The organism is Piscicoccus intestinalis NBRC 104926 (assembly GCF_001515525.1).
Lineage (GTDB): Bacteria > Actinomycetota > Actinomycetes > Actinomycetales > Dermatophilaceae > Kineosphaera > Kineosphaera intestinalis.
The window spans coordinates 1-20967 of sequence record NZ_BCNQ01000047.1 but is presented as its reverse complement, the minus strand read 5'-3'; the positions used below and the strand labels follow the sequence as shown (position 1 = coordinate 20967).

At 73.2% G+C, this 20967-nt stretch carries 25 protein-coding genes; 14 read left to right on the top strand and 11 right to left on the bottom strand.

The annotated features are described in order from the left end of the window. Positions 1 to 130: 130 nt before the first annotated feature. On the bottom strand, positions 131 to 733 hold the full coding sequence (locus tag PINTE_RS09140; protein WP_068429035.1) for a sugar O-acetyltransferase: 603 nt from the start codon (positions 731 to 733) through the stop codon (positions 131 to 133). Positions 734 to 907: 174 nt separating this feature from the next. Between PINTE_RS09140 and PINTE_RS25035 the strand changes: the two genes are divergently transcribed. Further along, the gene (locus PINTE_RS25035; protein WP_084343413.1) at positions 908 to 1231 is read left to right on the top strand and encodes a dihydrofolate reductase family protein; all 324 of its coding nucleotides are present in this window, start codon (positions 908 to 910) and stop codon (positions 1229 to 1231) included. Between the two features lie 437 nt (positions 1232 to 1668). Then, entirely contained in the window at positions 1669 to 1830 is a 162-nt protein-coding gene (locus PINTE_RS22655) for a hypothetical protein (RefSeq protein ID WP_157087150.1), read from the top strand. A gap of 81 nt (positions 1831 to 1911) precedes the next feature. Here the strand turns inward: PINTE_RS22655 and PINTE_RS09125 are convergent, their stop codons facing one another. Continuing rightward, positions 1912 to 3024 (bottom strand): M48 family metallopeptidase, encoded by a 1113-nt coding sequence (locus PINTE_RS09125; protein ID WP_068429025.1) that lies wholly within the window; start codon positions 3022 to 3024, stop codon positions 1912 to 1914. Positions 3025 to 3129: 105 nt separating this feature from the next. Here PINTE_RS09125 and PINTE_RS09120 point away from each other — a divergent pair, with 105 nt between their 5' ends. After that, positions 3130 to 3525, top strand: a complete 396-nt coding sequence (locus PINTE_RS09120) for a cupin domain-containing protein (RefSeq protein ID WP_068429022.1) — start codon at positions 3130 to 3132, stop codon at positions 3523 to 3525. A gap of 27 nt (positions 3526 to 3552) precedes the next feature. Here PINTE_RS09120 and PINTE_RS09115 read toward each other — a convergent pair whose 3' ends face one another. Continuing rightward, a complete protein-coding gene (locus tag PINTE_RS09115) occupies positions 3553 to 4638 on the bottom strand; it encodes a hypothetical protein (RefSeq protein WP_068429020.1) in 1086 nt (361 codons plus the stop codon). Positions 4639 to 4778: 140 nt separating this feature from the next. Continuing rightward, positions 4779 to 5654 (bottom strand): alpha/beta fold hydrolase, encoded by an 876-nt coding sequence (locus PINTE_RS09110; RefSeq protein WP_068429017.1) that lies wholly within the window; start codon positions 5652 to 5654, stop codon positions 4779 to 4781. Between the two features lie 385 nt (positions 5655 to 6039). Between PINTE_RS09110 and PINTE_RS09105 the strand changes: the two genes are divergently transcribed. From PINTE_RS09105 to PINTE_RS09090, 4 genes are all read left to right on the top strand, one after another. Continuing rightward, entirely contained in the window at positions 6040 to 6393 is a 354-nt protein-coding gene (locus tag PINTE_RS09105; protein ID WP_217996547.1) for an excalibur calcium-binding domain-containing protein, read from the top strand. Positions 6394 to 6498: 105 nt separating this feature from the next. After that, positions 6499 to 7107 (top strand): rhomboid family intramembrane serine protease, encoded by a 609-nt coding sequence (locus PINTE_RS09100; RefSeq protein WP_068429013.1) that lies wholly within the window; start codon positions 6499 to 6501, stop codon positions 7105 to 7107. A 74-nt stretch (positions 7108 to 7181) separates the two neighbouring features. Further along, a complete protein-coding gene (locus PINTE_RS09095) occupies positions 7182 to 8411 on the top strand; it encodes an alpha/beta hydrolase (RefSeq protein WP_068429007.1) in 1230 nt (409 codons plus the stop codon). A 73-nt stretch (positions 8412 to 8484) separates the two neighbouring features. Next, positions 8485 to 8703, top strand: coding sequence for a hypothetical protein (locus PINTE_RS09090; protein WP_068429004.1), 219 nt, complete (start codon positions 8485 to 8487; stop codon positions 8701 to 8703). A gap of 12 nt (positions 8704 to 8715) precedes the next feature. Here the strand turns inward: PINTE_RS09090 and PINTE_RS22650 are convergent, their stop codons facing one another. After that, a complete protein-coding gene (locus tag PINTE_RS22650; protein WP_157087149.1) occupies positions 8716 to 8859 on the bottom strand; it encodes a hypothetical protein in 144 nt (47 codons plus the stop codon). A gap of 227 nt (positions 8860 to 9086) precedes the next feature. Here PINTE_RS22650 and PINTE_RS24890 point away from each other — a divergent pair, with 227 nt between their 5' ends. Continuing rightward, a complete protein-coding gene (locus PINTE_RS24890) occupies positions 9087 to 10340 on the top strand; it encodes an SDR family NAD(P)-dependent oxidoreductase (RefSeq protein WP_306304850.1) in 1254 nt (417 codons plus the stop codon). A 23-nt stretch (positions 10341 to 10363) separates the two neighbouring features. Here the strand turns inward: PINTE_RS24890 and PINTE_RS09080 are convergent, their stop codons facing one another. Beyond that, positions 10364 to 11107: a hypothetical protein gene (locus PINTE_RS09080; RefSeq protein ID WP_068429001.1), complete on the bottom strand. Its 744-nt coding sequence runs from the start codon at positions 11105 to 11107 to the stop codon at positions 10364 to 10366. Next, positions 11104 to 11460 (bottom strand): PadR family transcriptional regulator, encoded by a 357-nt coding sequence (locus PINTE_RS09075; protein WP_068428998.1) that lies wholly within the window; start codon positions 11458 to 11460, stop codon positions 11104 to 11106. The genes PINTE_RS09080 and PINTE_RS09075 overlap by 4 nt, the downstream gene beginning before the upstream one ends. A gap of 232 nt (positions 11461 to 11692) precedes the next feature. Between PINTE_RS09075 and PINTE_RS09070 the strand changes: the two genes are divergently transcribed. Then, positions 11693 to 12994 carry a hypothetical protein gene (locus tag PINTE_RS09070; protein ID WP_068428993.1) on the top strand — a complete coding sequence of 434 codons (1302 nt, stop codon included), beginning with the start codon at positions 11693 to 11695 and terminating at the stop codon, positions 12992 to 12994. A gap of 140 nt (positions 12995 to 13134) precedes the next feature. Continuing rightward, a complete protein-coding gene (locus PINTE_RS09065) occupies positions 13135 to 14160 on the top strand; it encodes a Rieske 2Fe-2S domain-containing protein (protein WP_068428992.1) in 1026 nt (341 codons plus the stop codon). Positions 14161 to 14172: 12 nt separating this feature from the next. Here PINTE_RS09065 and PINTE_RS09060 read toward each other — a convergent pair whose 3' ends face one another. Then, a complete protein-coding gene (locus PINTE_RS09060; RefSeq protein WP_068428989.1) occupies positions 14173 to 14781 on the bottom strand; it encodes a GNAT family N-acetyltransferase in 609 nt (202 codons plus the stop codon). A 48-nt stretch (positions 14782 to 14829) separates the two neighbouring features. Here PINTE_RS09060 and eat point away from each other — a divergent pair, with 48 nt between their 5' ends. The 3 genes from eat to eutC are packed head-to-tail and all read left to right on the top strand — an operon-like array spanning position 14830 to position 18475. Then, a complete protein-coding gene (gene eat / locus PINTE_RS09055; RefSeq protein WP_068428986.1) occupies positions 14830 to 16197 on the top strand; it encodes an ethanolamine permease in 1368 nt (455 codons plus the stop codon). Continuing rightward, complete coding sequence (locus PINTE_RS09050; RefSeq protein ID WP_068428982.1) at positions 16194 to 17621, top strand: ethanolamine ammonia-lyase subunit EutB; 1428 nt, start codon at positions 16194 to 16196, stop codon at positions 17619 to 17621. The genes eat and PINTE_RS09050 overlap by 4 nt, the downstream gene beginning before the upstream one ends. Continuing rightward, on the top strand, positions 17618 to 18475 hold the full coding sequence (gene eutC / locus PINTE_RS09045; protein ID WP_245642877.1) for an ethanolamine ammonia-lyase subunit EutC: 858 nt from the start codon (positions 17618 to 17620) through the stop codon (positions 18473 to 18475). The genes PINTE_RS09050 and eutC overlap by 4 nt, the downstream gene beginning before the upstream one ends. 28 nt (positions 18476 to 18503) lie before the next feature. Here eutC and PINTE_RS09040 read toward each other — a convergent pair whose 3' ends face one another. Next, positions 18504 to 19037 carry a DUF4188 domain-containing protein gene (locus PINTE_RS09040; RefSeq protein WP_245642876.1) on the bottom strand — a complete coding sequence of 178 codons (534 nt, stop codon included), beginning with the start codon at positions 19035 to 19037 and terminating at the stop codon, positions 18504 to 18506. A 78-nt stretch (positions 19038 to 19115) separates the two neighbouring features. Here PINTE_RS09040 and PINTE_RS09035 point away from each other — a divergent pair, with 78 nt between their 5' ends. Further along, on the top strand, positions 19116 to 19823 hold the full coding sequence (locus PINTE_RS09035; RefSeq protein WP_084343407.1) for a MerR family transcriptional regulator: 708 nt from the start codon (positions 19116 to 19118) through the stop codon (positions 19821 to 19823). A gap of 372 nt (positions 19824 to 20195) precedes the next feature. On the opposite strand, the gene PINTE_RS09030 is transcribed toward PINTE_RS09035, so the two are convergent. After that, a complete protein-coding gene (locus PINTE_RS09030) occupies positions 20196 to 20627 on the bottom strand; it encodes a nitrile hydratase accessory protein (protein ID WP_068428979.1) in 432 nt (143 codons plus the stop codon). Further along, on the bottom strand, positions 20624 to 20967 hold a 344-nt coding region (locus PINTE_RS09025; protein WP_169798495.1), incomplete at its 5' end, for an SH3-like domain-containing protein. The genes PINTE_RS09025 and PINTE_RS09030, both read right to left, overlap by 4 nt.

Here is a 20967-nt window from a genome sequence, read left to right as displayed (position 1 = left end):
AGCCGCGGTCGCGCGGCAAGCTCGTGACCTGCGGCTTCGCGATTCGATGCCCGACGACGCTCCATCGGAGTAGTCGAAACGGCGAATCCTCGGCCGGCATCCGCGACCACGCCGGCGTCCGCGCATAGTCTCAGCTGTCCGACTCGTCGTCGGGCCGGCGCGAGTCGACGTCGTTGTAGCGGATGAGTCGCGCGGGCACCCCGGCGACGATCGCGTTGGCCGGCACGTCCTTGGTGACGACCGACCCGGCTCCGACGATCGCGCCGTCGCCGATGGTCACGCCGGGGGTGATCGTCACGCTCGCACCGAGCCACACGTCGCGGCCGAGCACGATGGGCGCCGGGGTCATGTCGGCGCGGCGGGCGGGATCGAGGCTGTGGTTGAGGGTGGTGAGGGTCGCGTTGTGGCCGATGAGGCAGCCGTCGCCGATCGTGATGCCCCCGGTGTCCTGGAAACGGCAGCCCAGGTTGATGAAGACGCCCTTGCCGATGTGCAAGTTCTTGCCGAACTCGCTATAGATCGGCGGGAAGATCGTCGTCGTCTCGTCGAGCTGCTCACCGGTGAGCTCGCTGACCAGGGCCCGCACCTGGGCGGCGTCCCGGTAGCCGGTGTTGATCCGGGCGGTGATGCGGAAGGCCTCCTGGGAGGCCCCGTGCATGAACTCGTGCAGGTCGGAGCCGGCTGTGATCAGCTCGCCGCGGTTGACGTGGGCGAGGAATTCGTCAAGGTTCACCTCGCGATCGTGACACAGCGGCCGAGGCCCGCACCGTGATCAGTAGCCGCGGTCAGTACCCACCGGAGGTCGCGCCCGCATCGAGGGTCGCTGCCGTTGGCTCAGGTCGAGCCAGTGGGAGACCTACGGGCTCGGCGACGACGCCAGCCCCGCTGAGCGCGCCTACGGCCAGACCTGGCGCGCCCGCGACAAGGTCGTCTTCTCCACGACCCTGCCGACGGTGGAGACGGCCCGCACCCGGCTGGAGCGCACCTTCGACATCCCCACGGTGCGGCACCTGATCGAGCAGGCCGAGGGCGACGTGACGATCGGCGGCCCACGCTGGCCGCCCACGCCCTGCGGGCCGGCCTCGTCGACGCCGTCGAGTTCTACCTCCACCCGATCGTCATCGGAGCCGGCACGCCCTGGCTCCCCGCCGACCTGCGGCTCGACCTGCGCCTGGTCGAACAGCACCGGTTCGACAACGGTGTCGTGCACGTCGCCTACGACGTCCGCTGACCCGAGACCCTCGCCTCCGCGCGAACACCGCGGATACCGTGTGACAACTCGCACGCTCGGTCAGGAGGCAGGCATGCGCAGGAACGAGCGACTCGACGCGGCCGCGCGCTCGACCACGGAACCCTGGCCGCTCGCCGATCCCCGCCAGCACCCCGACGAGCCGCGGCACTGGCGGCACGCCTGCCGAGCCCTCGCCCTCACCGCCTCCCTGCTGTTCGTCGCGGTCCCGCCGGTGGCGTGGGTGCGCTGGCTGGACTGGACCGACCGCGACCGGCCTGCGTTCGCCGGGATCATCGCCGTCGCGATCGTCGCGGTCGCCGTCGTGTTCGCCCGTCGCGACCCTGCGCACCCGGCGCACGCTGCTCACCGCCGGACCGTGGGGCCCGTGGCGCCGAGCTGTGCCGTACGGCACGCACCGCAGGCTAGGGGTCGCGCTGATGTTCATCATCTCGGGGCTGTTGCCGCTGCCCCGGCTCCGACCCGAGTGGAGCGAGGCGCTGGACATCGGGTGGTGGGCGGTCGTCGCGATCGTCCTCGTCAGTTTCGTCGCCGAGCCCGGTTGGGGGCGCACGGCACCCGGCGGTGACGAGGCGGACTGACCGGCCCGCACCCCGCTCGCACCGGCTCGAACCCGGCTCGCGGTCGCGCCGCAGCCAATTCGTTGCCGGGTGGGAGCTGGACTACGGCCGAGAGACCGCCTCGCCCGCCGACCCGTCGGACCGCCCCGCGCCCAGGGCGTCGCGGGAGGAACCGTCGAGCACCGGAGTCGGGCGAGCGGCCTGCGCGCGGTGGCGCACCTGCACCCCGCCGAACTCGTCGCGCCCGGGCTGGGGGTGCGCGTCGAGAAACGCCAAGGCCGCGGCGGGGTCGGCCCAGCGGCTCGTGCGGCTGGCGGCCGGGGGCAGGCTGGGCGCCGCCAACACGCCGAACGCCGGGCGGACGAACATGGCGCCCGGGTGGTCGCGGTGCCGCAGGGCGTGCGAGCGCCAGGTGAGGATCGGGTGCGAGGCGACGAGATTGACGGCCACGATGAACAGACTCCGGTCGACGACCGCGCGGTCGGTGTACTCGTCGGGCAGCACCTCCGCGTTGAGGTACTTGCCGGCCGCCAGCGTCGCGATCGCCGCCGGGGCTCCCTGCGGGGCGTGGGCGTACCCGTAGTTGTCGGCCGTGTACTCCTGCGCTCGGGAGAGCGCCGCGCCCAGCACCGGAATGTTGCGGAAGATGAAGGTTCCCACGATGCGCCAGTACGCGGCGTGACCCGCGGCCAGGTGCCCGACCTCGTGGGCGATGACGAAGCGCAGGGCGTCCGGGCTGCGCAGGTGCCCACCGACCTCGAACATGTCGGAGTTGATGACGACGAATCGCCGGTGCCCGTGCCCCGCGGCGAAGGCGTTGATGACACCCGACCCCGAGACGACGTACGCGTCCGGCACCCGGCGCATCCCCGCGTCGGCCGCGGCCTCGACGAGCATGCGGTAGGCGTCGGGAAACTGGGTGGGCGAGAGTCGGACTCCGCTCGCCCGCTGCTGCGCGTACAGGTAGCCACGCACGAGCAGGAAGAGCACCGGGGCGCCGATGATGAGCACGGCGATCTGCTGCACGTCCGGCGGCAACTCGACGTCGGAGAACAGCAGCGAGATCACCGCCGCGGCCACCAGCACGGTGATGATGACGGCGGCCACCAGCCACGGGATCTCCGCGGGGTGCCGAAGGCGGCGGCGCTCGGCGCGCGGCAGCGTGGTCGTGAGCCGGAGCATCGCCGGGGCGGCCGGCCTGGGTGTGAGCGACACGGCGGCATCGTCGCACGCAGGCTCGCCGGTTGCCGCACCCCGACGCCGACAAGGGCGCCCTGCGAGTGCCTGGCAGGCCCGCGACCCCCGTTGAACAATGCCGGCATGAGCGACTTCGAGCAGATGTTCCCGCAGGGCGAGCCGAACGACGCGTTCGCGCAGTACTTCGTCGGGCAGAGCTATCTCGCGCCGCTGGCCAGCGGCGACGCGACCGCCAACAACGTCACGTTCGAGCCCGGCTGCCGCAACAACTGGCACATCCACCACGGCGCTCAGCAGCTGCTGCTGTGCACGGCCGGCGTCGGCTGGTACCAGGCCGACGGCGAGGCCGCCCAGCCGCTGACGCCGGGCACCACCGTGCTCGTGCCCGAGGGCGTCAAGCACTGGCACGGCGCCGCCAAGGACAGCTGGTTCTCGCACATCGCGGTCATGGTGCCGCGCGACGGCGCCTCCAACGAGTGGCTGGAGCCCGTGGGCGACGAGGAGTACGACGCCCTCTGAGGAGCTGCTCTGTCGGAGGCGGTCCGCTCAGCCCGCGTCGCCGGCGAACGTCGCCGATCGGATCCGGGCGTCACCGGCCGAGTCGACCTCGAAGGTCAGCTTGAAGATGATGCCGTACGCCCCCTCCTGCCGGGGGCCCAGCACGACCTCGGCGCTCGGCTCCGCGCCCGGGTCGACGGAGCACCGCCCCGCGCTGGAGTAGGGCCCGTAGTTCGTCACCTCCGTCACCGCGGACGCTGGGGCGAGCCGCTTCATCCTCGCGGTGTTCCCCGCGACCGCCGCCTGCAGGAACTCCCTGCACACGGCCGTCATCTTCTCGGTGGAGGCCGAGGTCGACACGGAGGCGGTCTCGGTCGGCGTCCGGGACGACTCGGAGGACGGCGCGGGCTCCGTCGAGCTCGTGTCGCTGCTCGACGCGCTCACCGAGCTGTCTGAGCCCGAGTCGTCGCCGCTGATCGCGCGGGTGTCGGTGAGGCGGGCCTTGCCGCCGCTCATCGTCAGGCGCGACCGGTAGTAGTGGAAGTCCGACGCGGCACCCTCGTAGGAGCGCCAGCGCAGCTCCACTGCCTGACCCGATGCCTGCCAGGAGAGCACCTCGGCGTGTTCCTGCTGCCCGTACTCCCCGAGTTCGAGGCTGCCCTTGAGCGTGCCCCCGGGTCCGTAGATCACGAGCACCTCGGGCCACGCCACGCCCCCGGCGGTGCACAGGTAGCGCGCCACCAACTCCTGGGAACCGTCCGAATCGAGGTCCGCCAGCACCGGAGCCGGGTCGTCGACCTTGAGCCACCCCTCGCGCGGCTTGTACTTGTCGCTTGTCACACCGTTGGTGAGCGTCTGCGCGGGCATCCTGCAATAGGCCGGCACCTGCGCGCTGCCGCGCACGTCCGCCACCGTGACCGCACCGGACGTCGACTTCGGTTGCGACGCACCCGAACTGGGGTTGTACGTGAGCGGCGCGCTGGGCGCGACCGTGACGGTCACCGTCGAGCTGGTCGCGGACGACGCCGCGTCACCGCCGGCGCAACCGGCGAGCGCCAACGCGCAGCCGACCATCGCGACGAGCGGCGCCCCGCGCCGCGACACAAATCCGTTCGAACTCCCCACGAACGCCATCGGCGTCCCCTTCCCCCGAGCGAGAGTCGTGCGCCGACGGTCCGCCGGTGCACCTCATCGCACACACCTATCTTGCATCGGCGCGGGCGGACGCGCGCTGAGTCGACTGTTCGATATGGGCGCGCGGGGCATCCCGGGGCTCAGGCGGAGGCGTCGAGCAGTTCGCGCAGCCTGGCGGCGAATTCGTCGGGGCGGCCGGTCATCCCGAACTCGCCGCCGAGGAACCCGGCGTGGTCGCCGGGGAAGACGACCGGCTCCGACCCGAGCTGCGCCGCGAGCGCGGTGGCACCGCGCGCGGCCAGCTGCTCCCCCGACTCCTGGCCGACGCCGATGACGATCGTCGTCGCCGCGCCCGGCAGGGCCGCGACGTCGAGCTCGTGCGGTGAGCAGGTGTGCACGTTCTGACCGAGCAGTGGGTCGTCCCCTGAGCCGTCGTCGGCGCTCGGGAGCCCAAACGCGGCCGGGTCGGGAGCCGGCGCCGACGCGAAGCCGCCGGGCACCGGGCCCTGGTGCACGGTCAGGGTGATGAACGCAGCCATGGCCGGGCCCATCCCGTCGGCCTCGTAGCGCGCCCGGATGCCCTCGCACGCCGCGACGATCGCCTGCCGGTCGGGCAGGAACTGCGCCAACGGCGGCTCGTGCGCCACGAGCGTGTGCACGAGCTCGGGCCGCCGCGACACGAGCTCGAGCGCGTTGATCGCGCCGCCCGAACTCGCGAACACGTCGACGGGACAGCCGTGTTCGGCGGCGATCGCCTCGATGACCGCCGCGATGTCGGCGGCGTGCTCGGCCGGCACGGTCTGGTGCGCCGCGTCGGTGCGCGGGCTGCGGGCGACGCCGCGCGGGTCGTAGGTGATCACCGTCCGGTCCGTGAAATGCCCTGCGAGGGTGGTGAACCCGGTCGCGTCCATGGGTGAGCCGAGCACGAACAGCGGGCGGTGGCCGGCGTCGGCGCCGGGACGCACGTCGTAGCTGATCCGCGCACCGGAAACCTCGACGGTGTGAGTCGTGAGCATGGTCTTCTCCTCGGTCGGGCGAGCGCTCCGGCTGCTTCCGGGCTGTCACGACTACTGACGCGTCCCGCCGCCCGAACTCATCGACCCGGTGTGCCCGACAGGGACGGGGTCACCGTCGGGGAAATCGCCACAACGACGATCGCGATGTGAGCCCCGCCGGGATCATCGCTGGTCAGAGGCTTGACCTAGTCGGCCCGGCGCATCGCGATCGTCAATATGGCGGTTTGCGCCGCTGCGCAGTTCACCTGAGCCCCCCAACCACCGTCGGGAGTGGGTCGGTCGGGTGACCCAGATCGCTCGGATGCGCCCTCAGCACCTCGTCCGAGGGGCCGAATGGCGCCGGTGCCGGATCACCCGGCGTCGGACGTTCGAGGGGGAGAACCACATGTACTTCAAGCGCACCGCTCTGGCCGTGACGGCAGCGATCGCGATGGTGCCGGCGGGCCTGCCCGCGGCGACGGCGGCAGCGCCGGCGCAGGCGCCCCAGCAGGTGGCCGTGCGCGCGGCGGGCGCGACCTCGACGGCGGCGCCGACCGCAGCGCTCCGCCGATTCAAGAACTGCGCGGCGCTTAACCGCGTCTACAAGCACGGCGTCGGCAAGCGCGGCGCGGTCGACCGGGCCGCCGGCAAGCGCAAGGCCAAGCCGGTGCGCAACTTCACGGTGAACACCCGGCTGTACAACGCCCAGCCCCGCAGCCTCGACCGCGACCGCGACGGGATCGCCTGCGAAAAGCACTGACAACCGGACGTTTCGGGGATCGCGGGCCCGGCGGTCGCACGGCGTGCATGCGCGCGCCATGCGACCGTCAGCCTCGCCCCAGGTGCGGCTGTCAGGCTGGGAACCATGACGACGGTGCCACGCGCGAGAGCCCAGCGACCGAACCTGCCCACCTGGCTGCACCGCGTCGTGCCGGTGCTCGTCATCGTCGCGCTCATGTGGGCCAGCGAGATCATCGACTGGATCCTGCCGCTCAACCTCGACTACTTCGGCATCCGCCCGCGCAGCCTCGAGGGCCTGCCCGGCGTCGTGCTCAGCCCGTTCCTGCACGGCGGCTTCGCGCACCTCATCGCCAACACCTCCGCGCTGCTCGTGCTCGGCGCCCTCCTGGCGTGGACGACCCGGCACATGTGGACCGTCACCCTTGGAGTCATCCTCCTCGGCGGCCTCGGCGTGTGGCTGCTCGCGCCGCCGTTCAGCATCACGATCGGCGCCAGCGGACTCGTCTACGGTTGGGCCGCCTTCCTCGTCGTCTACGGCTTCGCCGTCCGCCGCCTCGGGCCCGCGCTCATCGGCCTCCTCGTCGTCGCGCTCTACGGGAGCATGGTCTTCGGGGTGCTGCCGTTCCAGCCGGGGGTCTCCTTGCAGGGGCACCTGTTCGGGGCGATCGCCGGCGTGCTGCTCGGGTTGCGGCTCGGCCGCGCCGATCGGGTGGTCCGCCGTCCCGTGATTTGAGGCCCCGTGATCTGAGGCCGCGCGCGCACCACGTTCGGCCATAGTGGGGAGCGCCCGCTGCAGCAGGAGGAGACGTGTCCGACCAGGCGACGCCGGAGCCCACCCGAGACCGCGAATCTCGTGCCCCGGCGCGGCGCTGGGCCGGTCTGGCCGTCGTGCTGCTCGTCGGTGCGGTCGCGGCGGTGCTGCTCGCGTTGATCGTCGGCGCGCTGAACCCGCAGCTGCCGAGGATCGGCTGGCGCGGCCTGCAGCAGGCCGGTCAGATCGTCCGGTTCACGCTCGTCGCCCTCGTCGTCGCGGTCATCGCGCTGTGGCTGTGGTGGCGCCGCCGCGACTGGCTGCGCTCGCTCGTCGCCGTGACCGCCGTGCTGGCCCTCCTCGGAGGCGGGTACATCACCACCCGGCAGCTCCTCACCGCGCAGGCCGAGGGCGTGAACCTGAACCCCCTGCAACTCGTCGGCCTCGGTGAGCCCGCCACCCGCGCCCCCGACGCCGACGTCGTCTACACCCGGGATCAGGGCGAAGACCTGCGCGTCGCGATCTGGCGGCCCCCGCAGGCGAGCATCCCGGCTCCGGTCGTCGTGTACCTCCACGGCGGCGGCTGGATCATGGGTGGCCGTGCCGACGAGACGGTCGCCGCGCACGCGTCCTGGCTCGCCGACCAGGGTTTTGTCGTCGCCAGCGTCGACTACTCGCTGTCGGGCCCGCAGCGGCACCTGTGGAACGCGGTCGAACCCCAACTGGGCTGCGCGCTGAGCTGGGTCGCCGGCAACGCCGCCCAGTACGGCGGGGATGCCGGGCGGCTGGGGCTCGTCGGTGACTCCGCCGGCGGCAACATCGCCCTGAACGTCGGCTACCGCGCCAACGCCGGCACCCTGGAGTCGGTGTGCGGCGGCTCGGTGCCGCGCGTCGCGGCCGTCAGCGCCCTGTACCCGGTCGCCGACCCGGTGGGCTTTCACGACAACCCCAACCCCGCGACGAGCGAACTCGCGACCACCATGACCGAGCAGTACCTCGGCGGGCCGCCGCAGCAGTACCCGCAGCGCTACACCGCCATCACCCCCTCGACCCACCTCACGGCGCAGGCTCCTGCGACGCTGCTCACCGTGCCCACCGCCGACAGCCTCGTGCCGCCGCAGGGCGCCTACGACCTCGCCGCCGAGCTCGAGCGCCGCCAGGTGCCCGGCCACCTCATCCGGGTCTATCCGCTCGACCACTCCTTCGACCACGCCCTCGGCAGCATCGGCACCCAGACCTGGCGGCAGGCCACCGTCTCCTGGCTGCGCGACCACGGGCTCGGGTAGCGATACCGAAACGACACCCGAGCGATGACATTCGTCATGCGTACCGGGCCGTCGCCGCTGGCACGGTGACCGCATGGACAAGCGCACGATCAGCTTCATCGCCCTCGTCGTCACCATGTGTTTCGGGGTCGGCTTCGCGGTCATCGACGACGGCATCCGCCAGAACTACGCCATCATCGGCGGCCTGCTCGTCGCGATCCTGTGGATGAGCGTCGGCTTCGTCGGCCGCCGCGAGTGCGGCACCGATCGCAGCATGCAGCCGCAGGATCGGACCCCCGCCTCCGGGCGCTGAACCCGAAGCGGCTCACCCGTGGGATCGGTGAGCCCGATCCGACACGACGAGCCAGCCCGCGGCGCCCTTCTTCAACGTGCGTTTGTCGAGGTAGGCCGCGGTGGCGGCGTCGGGTGCGCTCACGCCGGTCTCGGGCGGGTCGTGCAGCGAGGTCATCACGGTTCCTCTCGGCAGGGCGCATACCCGCGGCGCGGAGGCAGACCCGGGTCGATGCACCGAAACGTAGGCTTCGCGCGTTGCCGTCCCGTTACGGCGGTGTTCCCGGCCGGCGCAGCTCTGCGCCGCCCTGCGCCTGGTCCGAGCCGGTCCGAGCCGGTCCGAGCCGTCAGCGCGGGGCCGGGTGACACGAGGCGCTGCCGCGGCGGCGACCCTACGATGAGGCGATGATCTGGGCCTACCTGTTCATCGCGAACGTCGCGATGCTGGCCCACTTCGGCTTCCTCGCCTTTCTCATCGGAGGCGGTTTCTGGGCCTGGTCGCGCCCCTGGCTGCTCGTGCCGCACCTCGTGACGGCGGGCTGGGGCTTCGGGATCGAGACGTGGCACTGGACCTGCCCCCTCACCGAACTCGAGCAGTGGGCGCGGCGCTCGGCCGGGCAGCCCGGGCTGGAGCCAACCGGCTTCATCGACACCTACATCAAGGGCACGATGTACCCGGCCGAACTCAACCCTCAGGTGCTGGCGCTCGTCGCGGCCGTGGTGCTCGCCTCCTGGGTCGGGCTGGGCGTGCGGCTCGGGCTGCGCCGCCGCCGGCGCGACCTCGGGGCGACCGCCGCCGCGCCACCGTCTCCGGCGCGTGACACGCTGGGCGCGACCACCAATCGGCCCGGCGGAGGGAGTCACGTGAACGTCATCGAGGGAACCAACCAGCGCAATGTCGCCGTCGTCACCGGCGCGTCCTCGGGCATCGGCGAGGCGAGCGCCCGCGCGCTCGCCGAGCAGGGCTGGACCGTCGTGTGCGCGGCCCGGCGCACCGACCGCGTCGAGGCGGTCGCCGACGAGATCGGCGGCGTGGCGGTCACCCTCGACGTCACCGACCAGGGCAGCGTCGACGGCCTCGTCGCCCGGCTCGACGAGCTCGACCGGCCGGTCGACCTGCTCGTGCACGTCGCGGGGGGCGCCTTCGGCCTCGACCCGGTCGCCGACGCCAAGGTCGAGGACTGGCAGAAGATGCTCGAGCTCAACGTCGTCGGCTCGCTGCGGGTCGTGCAGGCGATGCTGCCGCTGCTGCGGCGGGCGCCCGCGGCCCAGATCATCATGCTCACCTCGACGGCCGCCGACGTGAACTACGAAGGGGGCGGCGGCTACTGCGCCGCCAAGCACGGTGAGGCCGCGCTGACCCGCACGCTGCGGCTGGAGCTGTCCGGGGAGCCGATCCGCGTCTGCGAGATCGCGCCCGGCATGGTCGCCACGCCGGAGTTCAATCTCGTGCGCTTCGACGGGGACAGCGACAAGGCGGCCGCGACCTACGAGGGCGTCGACCGGCCTCTCGACGAGCACGACGTCGCCCGCGGCGTCGTGTGGGCCGCCACCGCGCCGGCCCACCTCAATGTCGACCTCATGGTGCTGCGGCCGGTCGCCCAGGCCGCCCAGCACAAGGTCTTCCGGGGTCACCTCTACGACGACGACGTGCGCTGAGCGCGCCCGGCCCGGGCCGTGGCTCAGGCGAGCGCCCACGTGACCGCGGCCAGCAGGCACATGAGCACGGTCAGGCCCGGCATCAACCAGACGCTGAGGAGGCGGGCGACGCGCTCCGACCCGGCGGAGCGGCCCGTGGGGTCGACGACCAGGTCGGGGCGCTCCCGCGCCGACGCGCGGGCCGAGACGACCGTGGAGACGACGAGCGCGACCACCCCGACGAGCACCACCGGCAGCACCGGCAGCACGGCGATCGGCGCGCGCCAGGTGAGAAAGACCACGACGAGCACCACGACGAGCGCCGGGCCGGCGAGGACGGCGAGCATCGGCCGCTCGACGATGACGCGCAGCACGGTGTCGGCGGCCGCGAGCACGACGGCGGTGAGCACCGCGATGAAGGCCAGCCCGACGAGGTCACCGACGCTGACCGGCACCCCGGAGCCGGACAGCCAGGCCGTGACGGCCCGCGGCAGCAGGATCAGTCCGACCAGCCCCGCCACCGCGGAGACGGTCACGGCGGGCGAGATGCCGCGCTCGCCGCTGCCCTCGCCGGCCGCGAGCTCCCGGGCGTACGCCGCCGCCGGGCCGAGGGCCTGCGACGCCGACTCGCCGGTGTCGACGAGGTGCGCCTCGACGGTGGCCAGGGCGTCGCCGATGCGATCCCCGGGCACCCCGAGGAGGCGCTGTTCGACGACGAACTCCTCGACCCAGCGCGGATCGGCGTGCGGCGCCATCGCGGCCAGGTCGTTGCCACGCTTGCGGATCATGCGGGGTCTCCTGTCGTCGGCGAGCCCTCGAAGAGCCCGCGGGTGAGGTCGGTGAACCGGGCCCACCGCCGCGCCTGATGCTGCAGATGGTCGCGGCCGGCCGGGGTGAGGGAGTAGACCTTGCGCCCCGGGCCACCGTCTCCCGGCTCCCAGCGCGCGCTCACGTGACCGGCGCTCTCCAACCGCCCGAGCAGGGGGTAGAGCGTGCCGCCCTTGACCGTGCCGAGGCCGGTGTCGGCCAGGTCCGAGGCGATCGCGTAGCCGTGCGCGGGGCCGCGGGCGAGTACCGCCAGCACCGCGGCACCGAGCACCCCGCGCATCCAGTCGCTCGGCCACTCCTGCTCAGTCGCCATACCTAGATAGTGAGCCTTATTAGTCAGTCTGTCAACCTAGTACGGTCGGCGGCGCGCGCGGCCGCCGACCACGTGGCCGCGGCGACCCGGCAATTCCGCTGCCGGACAGGGCAACTGCGGGGCGCAGCGAGAGCGGATCGACACCCCGGTCGCGGTTCCCTGCGGGACCGCGTGCTGCCATGCTTGGCATCGCAGACCGGGTCGCATTCGAGGAGAGTCGAGGAGAGTCGTCATGCCGTCACCGCGACAGCACGGCAGCGACCCGCGCGCCGAGTCGACCGGCTCCCGCACCCGGACGACGCTCGAACAGGGGCAGGCGCACGGGCATCGACCGCCCGCGCCCCGCAATCCCGTCGTGCGGCCGCCGGCCTCGCGGCTGTCCAACCCGCGGCAGTTGCTCAACGGCCCGCCGGGCGGCGCTCGGATCTTCACCCGGGGGGTGCGCACCACCGACACCGGGTGGGTCATGACGTTCGTGCGCCCGTGGTTGGCGCTCACCGGCATCGCCCTGCTCGGTCTTCCCGGCCTCCTCGGCTGCGTCTACGCGCTGTCGCAGTGGTGGGGAAACCTGTTCGCGATGCTCGGGGTCGCCGCGTACGTCGGTGCCCTCGCGGTCGCGACGGCCTGGTTCGCGACCATGGTGCACACCGTGCAGCTGGATGGCCCGCAGCTGCTCGTGCGGCGACTCGCCGGCTCCTCGAGTCTGTCGCTCGCCGCCCTCACGCTCGTCACCGTCGACGGGGCGAACCGGCTGCGCCGCTCGGCCTCCGGGGAGTGGTACGAGGCGCGCGGCACCCAGGTGGCGATCTACGTCAACGACGGCACCGTGCTCGTGTGCGAGGAGCCGCGGTTGGCCAAGGATCTCGCGCGGCGGATCCTGTTGCTGCGGCCCCGCATCGACGGCCGGCGCAGCGAGCGGCCGGCGCCCGCGCTGGCCACCCTGCGGCAGTTCGACGTGGGCCCCCGCAACCGAGTGCGCCGCTGGGGCAGCGGGGTCGTCGGCCCGATCGTGACGACCGTCGTCGTGCTCCTCCTGTGCACCTCGTGCGTCGGGGCGCTCGGGGCCGCGCAGGGGCGGCCGGAGCCGGCCCGGGCGGCCCAGCCGGTGTTCGACGCGCTGCGCTGGCCCGCCACCCTGCCGTACCAGGCGGCGGCGCAGGTCACGCAGGTGAGCATGCAGGACTGCGAAGGCACCGCCCCGCGACTGTGGTCGGCCGACCGCCGCAACGGCGAACTCGCGGTCGACGCGCTGGTCGGGCCGCTGACGGCTCCCCAGGTCGAGGCGATCCGCGACCGCGCCGCGCGGCTCGGGCTGCGCCCCGAGTCCTCACCCGACGACGCGACGACCGTCTACGCCCTCGAACAGCAGGGCGTGCGCTGGGTCGCCGCCTGGCACACCGAGAACGGCGTGCGGGAGGCGCGTTTCGGCGTGTGGACCGGCTGCCTCGACAGCCGCGACCTGCCCGCCGAGGTCGCCGATCACGTGCGGCTGCTGTCCGACTTCGTCCTCACCGGCCGCCCGAACCTCGACTGAGGCGCGGGCTGCCGGCTCCGGTCACTCGGCCGACTCCCGGCGACTCCCGGCGACTCCCGGCGACTCCCGGCGACTCCCGGCGACTCCCGGCGACTCCGACGACTGCGGGCGGCGGCGCCGCGGCGACCTACGCTCGGGTCATGTTCGCCGACTTCGCCGACCAGTGGACCCCCGTGCTGCCGAGCAGCGACGTACGCGCCAAGCCGCGCCGGGTGGTGGTGGCCGGTGAGGCGCTCGTCGTGTGGCGCGACAACGCCGGCCGCGCGGCGGTGCTGCTGGACCGCTGCCCGCACCGGTCGGTCTCCCTGGCGCTGGGCAGCCGCACGCGCGAGGGCGGGCTGGCGTGCAAGTTCCACGGCTGGGAGTTCGGCACCGACGGCGCCTGCGCGTACGTGCCGTTCAACCCGCAGGCCCCCCGCGAGCGCCTGGGCGCGACCGCCGTGCCGCACCGCGAGCTCGGCGGGATGCTCTGGGTGTACACGGGATTCGACCCGCAGACCGAGCCGTACCTGCCCGAGCATCTGCGCGACGACGAGGGCGCCGAGCAGCTGACGCGGTTCTACTACCACGAGGAATGGGACGCGCACTGGACCCGGGCGATGGAGAACATGCTCGACTACCCGCACCTGCCGTTCGTGCACCGCAACACCATCGGCCGGTTCGTGCGGGCGAAGGCGACCCGGTCGTCGCGGCTGATCTTCGACCTCACCGACACCGCGCAGGGGTTCCGCTTCGGCGCCCAGCTCGACGACCACGAGCCGTCGGCGTGGCTGCGCTGGCTGCGGCCGAACTCGATGATCCTCGACGTCGCGCCCGAGCCGCGGATGATGCGCATCCAGACCTACTGCATCCCCGCGGAGCCGGGCCGGGTGCGGATGCTGCTGGTCACCGCCCGCAACTTCAGCCGAAACCCGCTGGCCTCACCGGCGCTCGACCGGCTCAACGTGTTCATCCTGCATCAGGACCGCGCGGTCGTGGAGTCCTCCGACCCCGTGGAGGTGCCCCCGGGCAAGCACGAGAAGTCGGTGCGCACCGACCGGCCGACCCTGGAGTTCCGCAGCTGGTACCTGCGCGAGCTCAAGGGGTCGAGCGCGGCGCCTCCCGCGCCTGGTGCGCCTCCCGCCTCGGCCGCCCGCGCCGGCTCCGGCGAGGCTGGGGGTCGTTGAGCCGGGCGTGCGCTAGCTCGCCCGCAGGTCGCGGCGCATGACGAGCCGCGGCATCTTGCTCGCGACGGCGTCGGTGGTGCCGACGACCTCGAAGCCAGCGTGCTCGAACATCGCGCGGGTGCCGACGAACGCCATCGTCGTGTCCATCCGCCCCGGCGGGTCGACCGGGTAGGCCTCCACGGCGGGCGCGCCCTGCGAGCGCGCCCACTCGACGGCCCCGGCGATGAGGTGACCGGTGACGCCCTGCTTGCGCTGGCCGCCCCGCACGACGAGGCAGATGACGCTCCACACCGGCACGTCGTCGATCGGCCGGATGAGTCGGGAGGCTGTCAGTCTCGGGATGTCCGCGCGCGGCGAGACGTGGCACCAGCCGACCGGGGTGCCGTCGCGGTAGGTGACGACCCCCGGCGGGATCTCCTTGGCGCACAGGGCCCGCATCGCCCGCTCCCGCGCCCCACCGTCTCCCGGGGTGGCGGCCCCCAAGGCCTCGATGTCCTTGACGCGCAGTCGGTGTGACAGGCACCAGCAGTGGTTCTCGCGGCGGTTGGGGTTGACGACGTCGGCGAAGTCGTCGAACCGTTCCGGCGTCACCGGGTGCGTGCGCCACGTCGGAGTGCTCATGCACCGAGCACAGCACGCCCAGCGGACGAATGGCGGCCGCTGTGGGCGGTGTCGTACCGGTCGTCGTGCCGGTGTTGTGCCGTCCTGCTCGCGGGCCTGGGAGTCAGCTACGTCATCTCCGGCGACTACGCCGGCTGGAACGGCGGTCTCGGCGAAGGCGGCTTCGGCGGCCTGGCGATCGCGTTCGTCGTCGTGGCCGGCATGTACCTGGCCATGGTGCTGGGCATGGCCGAGATGAGTTCGGCGCTGCCGGCCGCCGGAGGCGGTTACACCTTCGCGCGCCGCGCGCTCGGACCGTGGGGCGGCTTCGCCACCGGCACCGCGATCCTCATCGAGTACACGATCGCGCCGGCCGCGATCGCCACCTTCATCGGCGCCTACGTCGAGTCGCTCGGGCTGTTCGGCATCACCGACGGCTGGCCCGTCTACCTGGCCGTCTATCTGGTGTTCATCGCCATTCATCTGTCCGGCGCCGGGGAGGCCCTGACGATGATGGCCGCCATCACCGTCGTCGCCCTCGTCGGCCTGATCGTTTTCGCCGTCGCCGCCGTCGGCCTCTTCGACCCCGTTAACCTCGTCGACCTGCCGGTCGACACCGCCGCCGCCGGCGCCTCCCTGTGGCTGCCGAACGGCTGGCTCGGGGTGTGGGCGGCGCTGCCGTTCGCCATCTGGTTCTTCCTGGCCATAGAGGGGGTTCCGCTGGCGGCCGAGGAGGCCACCGACCCCGAGCGCGACGTGCCGCGCGGGATCATCGCCGCGATGCTCGTGCTGGTCGTCACCGGCGCCACCGTGCTCGTCCTCGCCACCGGCGCCCACGGGGCCGCCGCGCTCGCCGGCTCCGGCAACCCACTCGTCGAGGCCCTCGGCACCGGCACCGCCGCCACCGTCGTCAACTACATCGGGCTCGCCGGTCTCGTGGCCAGCTTCTTCTCGATCATGTACGCCTACTCGCGGCAGACCTTCGCGCTCTCCCGCGCCGGCTACCTGCCGACCTCACTGAGCGTCGTCAACCAACGCCGCACCCCCACGCTCGCACTCGTCGTGCCCGGTCTGGTCGGGTTCGCCCTGAGCCTGACCGGTCAGGGTGCCATGCTGCTGAACATGGCCGTCTTCAGGGCCGCCGTCAGCTACGTGCTGATGATGGTCAGCCACATCACGCTGCGGGTCCGCGAGCCGGGAATGCGCCGCCCGTACCGCACTCCCGGCGGCGTCGTGACGACCTCGGTCGCGCTGGCCGTCGCGGTTGTCGCCGTCATCGGCACGTTCCTCGTCGACCCGGTCGCTGCGGGCTGGACCCTGGCGGTCTTCGTTGCCTTCATGGTCTACTTCGGGCTCTACAGCCGGCACCGCCTCGTCGCGGCCAGCCCCGACGAGGAGTTCGCGATGCTCGACCGGGCGGAGGCAGATTTGTCGTGAGCACGTACACCGAGACGATCGGTGGTCGCACCTTCACCTTCCACGGCCTGGTCGACCTCATGGCCAAGGCGACGCCGCAGCGGTCCGGCGACGAACTCGCCGGGTGCGCCGCCGAATCGGAGACCGAGCGGGTCGCGGCCGCGGCCGCGCTGGCCGGGGTGCCGCTGGAGACGTTCCTCGACGAGGATCTCGTGCCCGCCGAGCTCGACGACGTCACCCGGCTCATCCTCACCGGCCACGACCCGCTCGCGTTCGAGCCCGTGCGGTCGCTGACCGTCGGCGGATTGCGCGATTGGCTGCTCGCGATGGTCGTCGCCCCCGACGGCGGCGAGCGGCTCGCCGCCGTGGCGACCGGGCTGACTCCCGAGATGGTCGCCGCGGTCAGCAAGCTCATGCGCAACCAGGACCTCATCGCGGTCGCCCGCGCGGTGCCCGTGACGAGCGCGTTCCGCACGACGATCGGCTTACCGGGGCGGCTGGCCACCCGGCTGCAGCCCAACCACCCGACCGACGACGAGCGCGGGGTCGCGGCCGCCGTGCTCGACGGGCTGCTGCTCGGCGCCGGCGACGCGGTCGTCGGGATCAACCCCGCGGGCGACTCCCCGCAGGTCACCGCCGACCTGCTGACGCTGCTCGACGACGTCCGCACGACCTACGACATCCCCACACAATCCTGTGTGCTCACCCACGTGACGACGACGATCGGGCTCATCGAGGCGGGCGCCCCCGTCGACCTGGTGTTCCAGTCGATCGCCGGCACCCAGAGCGCCAACGCGGGGTTCGGGGTCGAGCTGTCGATGCTCGCCGAGGCGAACGCGGCCGGGCGGTCGCTGCGGCGGGGCACCGTCGGCGAGAACGTCATGTACTTCGAGACCGGTCAGGGCTCGGCGCTGTCGGCGGGTGCGCACCTGGGCAAGGACGGGCGGCCCGTCGACCAGCAGACCCTCGAGGCCCGCGCCTACGGCGTCGCCCGTGCTTTCGACCCGCTGCTCGTCAACACCGTCGTCGGCTTCATCGGCCCGGAGTACCTCGCCGACGGCAAGCAGATCGTGCGCGCGGGGCTCGAGGACAACTTCTGCGGCCGCCTCCTCGGGCTGCCGATGGGCGTCGACGTCTGCTACACCAACCACGCCGACGCCGACTCCGACGACATGGACACCCTGCTCACCCTGCTGGCCGCCGCCGGCACCGCGTTCGTCATCACGGTGCCCGGCGCCGACGACGTCATGCTCGGTTACCAGAGCCTGTCGTTCCACGACGCCCTCTACGCGCGACGCACCCTCGGGCTGCGACCCGCGCCCGAATTCGAGGCGTGGCTGCTCGGCCTCGGCCTCGTCGACGAACGCGGCTTCTCGACGCCCGTGCGGCTCGACCGCTCCCCGCTGCGCTCGCTCACCGACGCGCCGGCCGCGGGGCGCTCGTGACCGCCGGAGGCGCCGGCGAGTCGGGCCGGGCGGGGGCCCGGGTCCCGGCGGCTCGCCGGGGCCTGACCTCCGTCGGACCCCGCGCCGACTCCCGCGTCGATCCTCGCGTCGACCCCTGGAGCCGGTTGCGGGCCACGACGCGGGCCCGGATCGGTCTCCCGCGGACCGGGGACACCGTCTCCACGGGGGCGTTGCTGGAGTTCCGGGCGGCGCACGCGGCCGCGCGCGACGCGGTGCACGAGCCCCTCGACGTCGACCGTCTCTACCGACAACTGGCCGAATTGGGCTGCGGCAACCCGCTGGTCGTGCGCAGCCGCGCCGAGGACCGCGCCACCTACGTGCGCCGGCCCGACCTCGGACGCGAGCCGTCCGACCTGAGCCACCTGTCGAGCGCGCACGCCCTCGACGGCTACGACCTCGGACTCGTCGTGGCCGACGGGCTCTCGCCGCGCGGCGTGCAGGCCCACGCCGCCGCCCTGTGCGAGGCGATCCTCGGCGCGCTGCCGCGGGCGATGACGGTCGCCCCGCCCGTCATCGCCACCCAGGCCCGGGTCGCGCTCGGCGACCACGTGGCCCGCGCCCTCGGCGTGCGCACCCTGCTCGTCGTCATCGGCGAGCGGCCCGGGCTCTCGGTGCCGGAGAGCGTCGGCGTCTACCTCACCCACGACCCCCGGCCCGGCCTGCCCGACTCCCGGCGCAACTGCGTCTCCAACGTGCACCCGCCCGACGGGCTCTCCTACGAGGCCGCGGCGCGCACCGTCGTCTCGCTCGTCGCGGGCGCCCGGCAGCTCGGCACGTCCGGGGTCGCGCTCAAAGACGTGGCGCCCCGCGCCGAGGCCGAACTCGACGGCTGAGCCGGCACGGGCCGGTCGCGCAGGGTGCTCAGACGTGCGCGGCCTGGGCGGAGGCCTCGGCCGAGATCGTGCTGCCGAGGCGGTCGCGGGCCGCGCGGCCGCGATGCTGCGCGGGCACGGTGCCGGTGGCGGCGCCCAACCCGATGCGAGCGCCGTTGGCGTAGATCGTCTCGACGCCGCCCGGGGGCACGACGAACGTCTCGTGCCAGATGCCGACCGCCTCGGGGTGCGCGCGGGCGGCCTTGTTGAAGGCCCGCCACGCCGGCACGTGCGCCCGGTCGCCCAGGGAGGCGTAGGCGTACAGCTGCTCGACGCTGCGCCAGTACTGCACCACCCACGGGCCCTTGCCGCCGAGCAGGGTTTCCGCACCGAGGAAGCCGAGGTCGGTCGCCTCGCCGCGGGCGGCCTCGGCCTTGTTGCGCTCCAGCTCGGCGAGCATGGGCGGCATCGCCGTGAGCACCGGCAGCCACTGGTCCGGACGGTGCGGCTTGCGGATCGTCATCCCGATGTGGAAGACGACGAGGCCGCCGTCGTGAGCGTGCGTGTGCCGTTCCATGGTCATCCCCGATCACTTAGATAGTGTGACTCCCCAATGTTGGATAGTGCTAGTCTCCATTGTCAAGACAGGGAGGTTCGGGGCATGCGGATGGCGGGTCTGGCGCAGGCCACCGGGGTGCCGGTGGCGACGTTGAAGTACTACCTGCGCGAGGGGCTGCTGCACCCCGGCCGCGCGACGTCGCGGACCCAGGCCGAGTACGACGACGGCCACGTCGAGCGGGTGCGCCTCGTGCGGGCGCTGCACGAGGTCGGGGGGCTGAGCCTCGCCGCGGTGGGTCGGGTGCTCGCCACCATCGACGACCCGCAGGCCGAGCGGCTCGGGGTACTCGCTGCCGCGCAGCAGTCGCTGTACGGCGGCGACGAGCCGACCGACCCGCCGCCTGATCGGCGCCAGACGCGGGCGGGCCGGTGGCTGACCCAGCGGGGGTGGCTGGTGGCCCCCGACGATCCGGGCGACCCCGTCGTCGCGGAGCTGGACCGGGCCTGGCGGGCCTGCGACGACGCCGGGATCGGCCTGGACGAGGAGCGGATGGACGCCTACGCCGACGCCGTCGAGCAGATCGCGGCCATCGACGTCGACACCGTGCCCGGCCAGCCCCAGGCGGCGGTGCGGCAGGTCATCCTCGGCACCGTGCTCCTCGACCCGGTGCTCGCCGCGCTGCGCCGGCTCGCACACCAGCACACCTCGGTGAGTCGGCACCACGCCGCGGGTGGAGGCGCCGGCGGCGCCGCCGAGGAGCGCCCTGGGGGAGCGCCCTGGGGGAGCGCCCTGGGGGAGCGCCCTGGGTGAGCGCGCTGGGTGAGCGCGCTGGGTGAGCGCCCGGTGGAGCCCCGGACGCTGGGCCCTGGCCGAGGCTCGGCGGAGGAATCGCCGTAACGACGATCCCGTTCTGGGGCCCTGATCGACCTCAAGGCTGTGACCTGCGGGTTTGCGGTCGTGGCGTGCTTCCGGGGCCGGTTGCGATAGTCGTTTCGGCGAATCCCTTCGCCGCAACGACCGTCCGGCCGACCGACGAGTCGGCGGTGAGCGCGCGCCAATGGCCCGTCAGTGGCCCTTGGTGGCCGTCGGTGGCGGTCGGTTGCGGTCGGTGGCCCCTCAGTGGCCGTCTGGCCCCCTCCTGCGGCCGGTTCCGTGGTCCCCTTGTGGCCCAGCGGCGGCCGGTCAGGCGCCGGAGGGCGGGTCGGGCGGCAGCTCGATGGGCCGGCCGTGCGGGGTGCGGGCCGCGGCAGCGTGCCAGGCGCGTTCGGTGCGGTCGATGACCCCGGGTTCCACGAGTCCGAGCTCCGTCAGGAGATCGGAGAGCGCGGCTTCCCACGCCTCGAAGTAGCCCGCCGCGTCATAACGGGTCGCGTCGTCGACGGTCGGGCCGTTGCCGGTCGGGCCGGTCGGGTCGGTCGTCGGCTGAGATCGCAGACGGTTCCCGAGGGCGGCGGCCCACTGGGCCCACGTGAACACGCCGCGGTCGGCCAGGTGCACGGTCATGGCGAAGACCGTCGCCTGCCAGGGCTCGGCGAAGCCGGTGCGGCCGTCGGGCGGGGCGGGCAGGCCCGGGTTGGCGGCCAGCACCTGCGCCAGCGTGGGGGCGGGGATCACGACACCGGCTCCAGCGAGTGCTGCCAGGCGTCGATGGTCACCGAGCTGGTCGGGTCGGCGTCGGCGCCCCACAGCGTCGCCGCGTCGAACTCGACCGTGTACAGCCAGTCGGCCTCGCCCGGGGCGGGCGTTCCCGCCGGCACCGCGTTGCGCTCGGCAACGACGAACGGGCCGCGCACGGCGACGACGCGGCCGAGGTGACCGCGCGCGTAGCGGGGCACGCGGGTGTGGCCGCGCGGGTGGTCGTTGCGGGTGCGCACCTCGTCGCCGACGGCGAAGGTCGGGGTCGCGGCGACGTCGCGGTCGTAGGGGGTGCCGCGGTCGAGTCCCGCGCGCAGCG

Coding starts and splice junctions, on each gene's coding strand:
- PINTE_RS22655 (WP_157087150.1), top strand. CDS start 1,669: ATGTTCATCATCTCGGGGCTGTTGCCGCTGCCCCGGCTCCGACCCGAG.
- PINTE_RS09120 (WP_068429022.1), top strand. CDS start 3,130: ATGAGCGACTTCGAGCAGATGTTCCCGCAGGGCGAGCCGAACGACGCG.
- PINTE_RS09115 (WP_068429020.1), bottom strand. CDS start 4,638: ATGGCGTTCGTGGGGAGTTCGAACGGATTTGTGTCGCGGCGCGGGGCG.
- PINTE_RS09110 (WP_068429017.1), bottom strand. CDS start 5,654: ATGCTCACGACTCACACCGTCGAGGTTTCCGGTGCGCGGATCAGCTAC.
- PINTE_RS09105 (WP_217996547.1), top strand. CDS start 6,040: ATGTACTTCAAGCGCACCGCTCTGGCCGTGACGGCAGCGATCGCGATG.
- PINTE_RS09100 (WP_068429013.1), top strand. CDS start 6,499: ATGACGACGGTGCCACGCGCGAGAGCCCAGCGACCGAACCTGCCCACC.
- PINTE_RS09090 (WP_068429004.1), top strand. CDS start 8,485: ATGGACAAGCGCACGATCAGCTTCATCGCCCTCGTCGTCACCATGTGT.
- PINTE_RS22650 (WP_157087149.1), bottom strand. CDS start 8,859: ATGACCTCGCTGCACGACCCGCCCGAGACCGGCGTGAGCGCACCCGAC.
- PINTE_RS24890 (WP_306304850.1), top strand. CDS start 9,087: ATGATCTGGGCCTACCTGTTCATCGCGAACGTCGCGATGCTGGCCCAC.
- PINTE_RS09080 (WP_068429001.1), bottom strand. CDS start 11,107: ATGATCCGCAAGCGTGGCAACGACCTGGCCGCGATGGCGCCGCACGCC.
- PINTE_RS09075 (WP_068428998.1), bottom strand. CDS start 11,460: ATGGCGACTGAGCAGGAGTGGCCGAGCGACTGGATGCGCGGGGTGCTC.
- PINTE_RS09070 (WP_068428993.1), top strand. CDS start 11,693: ATGCCGTCACCGCGACAGCACGGCAGCGACCCGCGCGCCGAGTCGACC.
- PINTE_RS09065 (WP_068428992.1), top strand. CDS start 13,135: ATGTTCGCCGACTTCGCCGACCAGTGGACCCCCGTGCTGCCGAGCAGC.
- PINTE_RS09060 (WP_068428989.1), bottom strand. CDS start 14,781: ATGAGCACTCCGACGTGGCGCACGCACCCGGTGACGCCGGAACGGTTC.
- PINTE_RS09040 (WP_245642876.1), bottom strand. CDS start 19,037: ATGACCATGGAACGGCACACGCACGCTCACGACGGCGGCCTCGTCGTC.
- PINTE_RS09035 (WP_084343407.1), top strand. CDS start 19,116: ATGCGGATGGCGGGTCTGGCGCAGGCCACCGGGGTGCCGGTGGCGACG.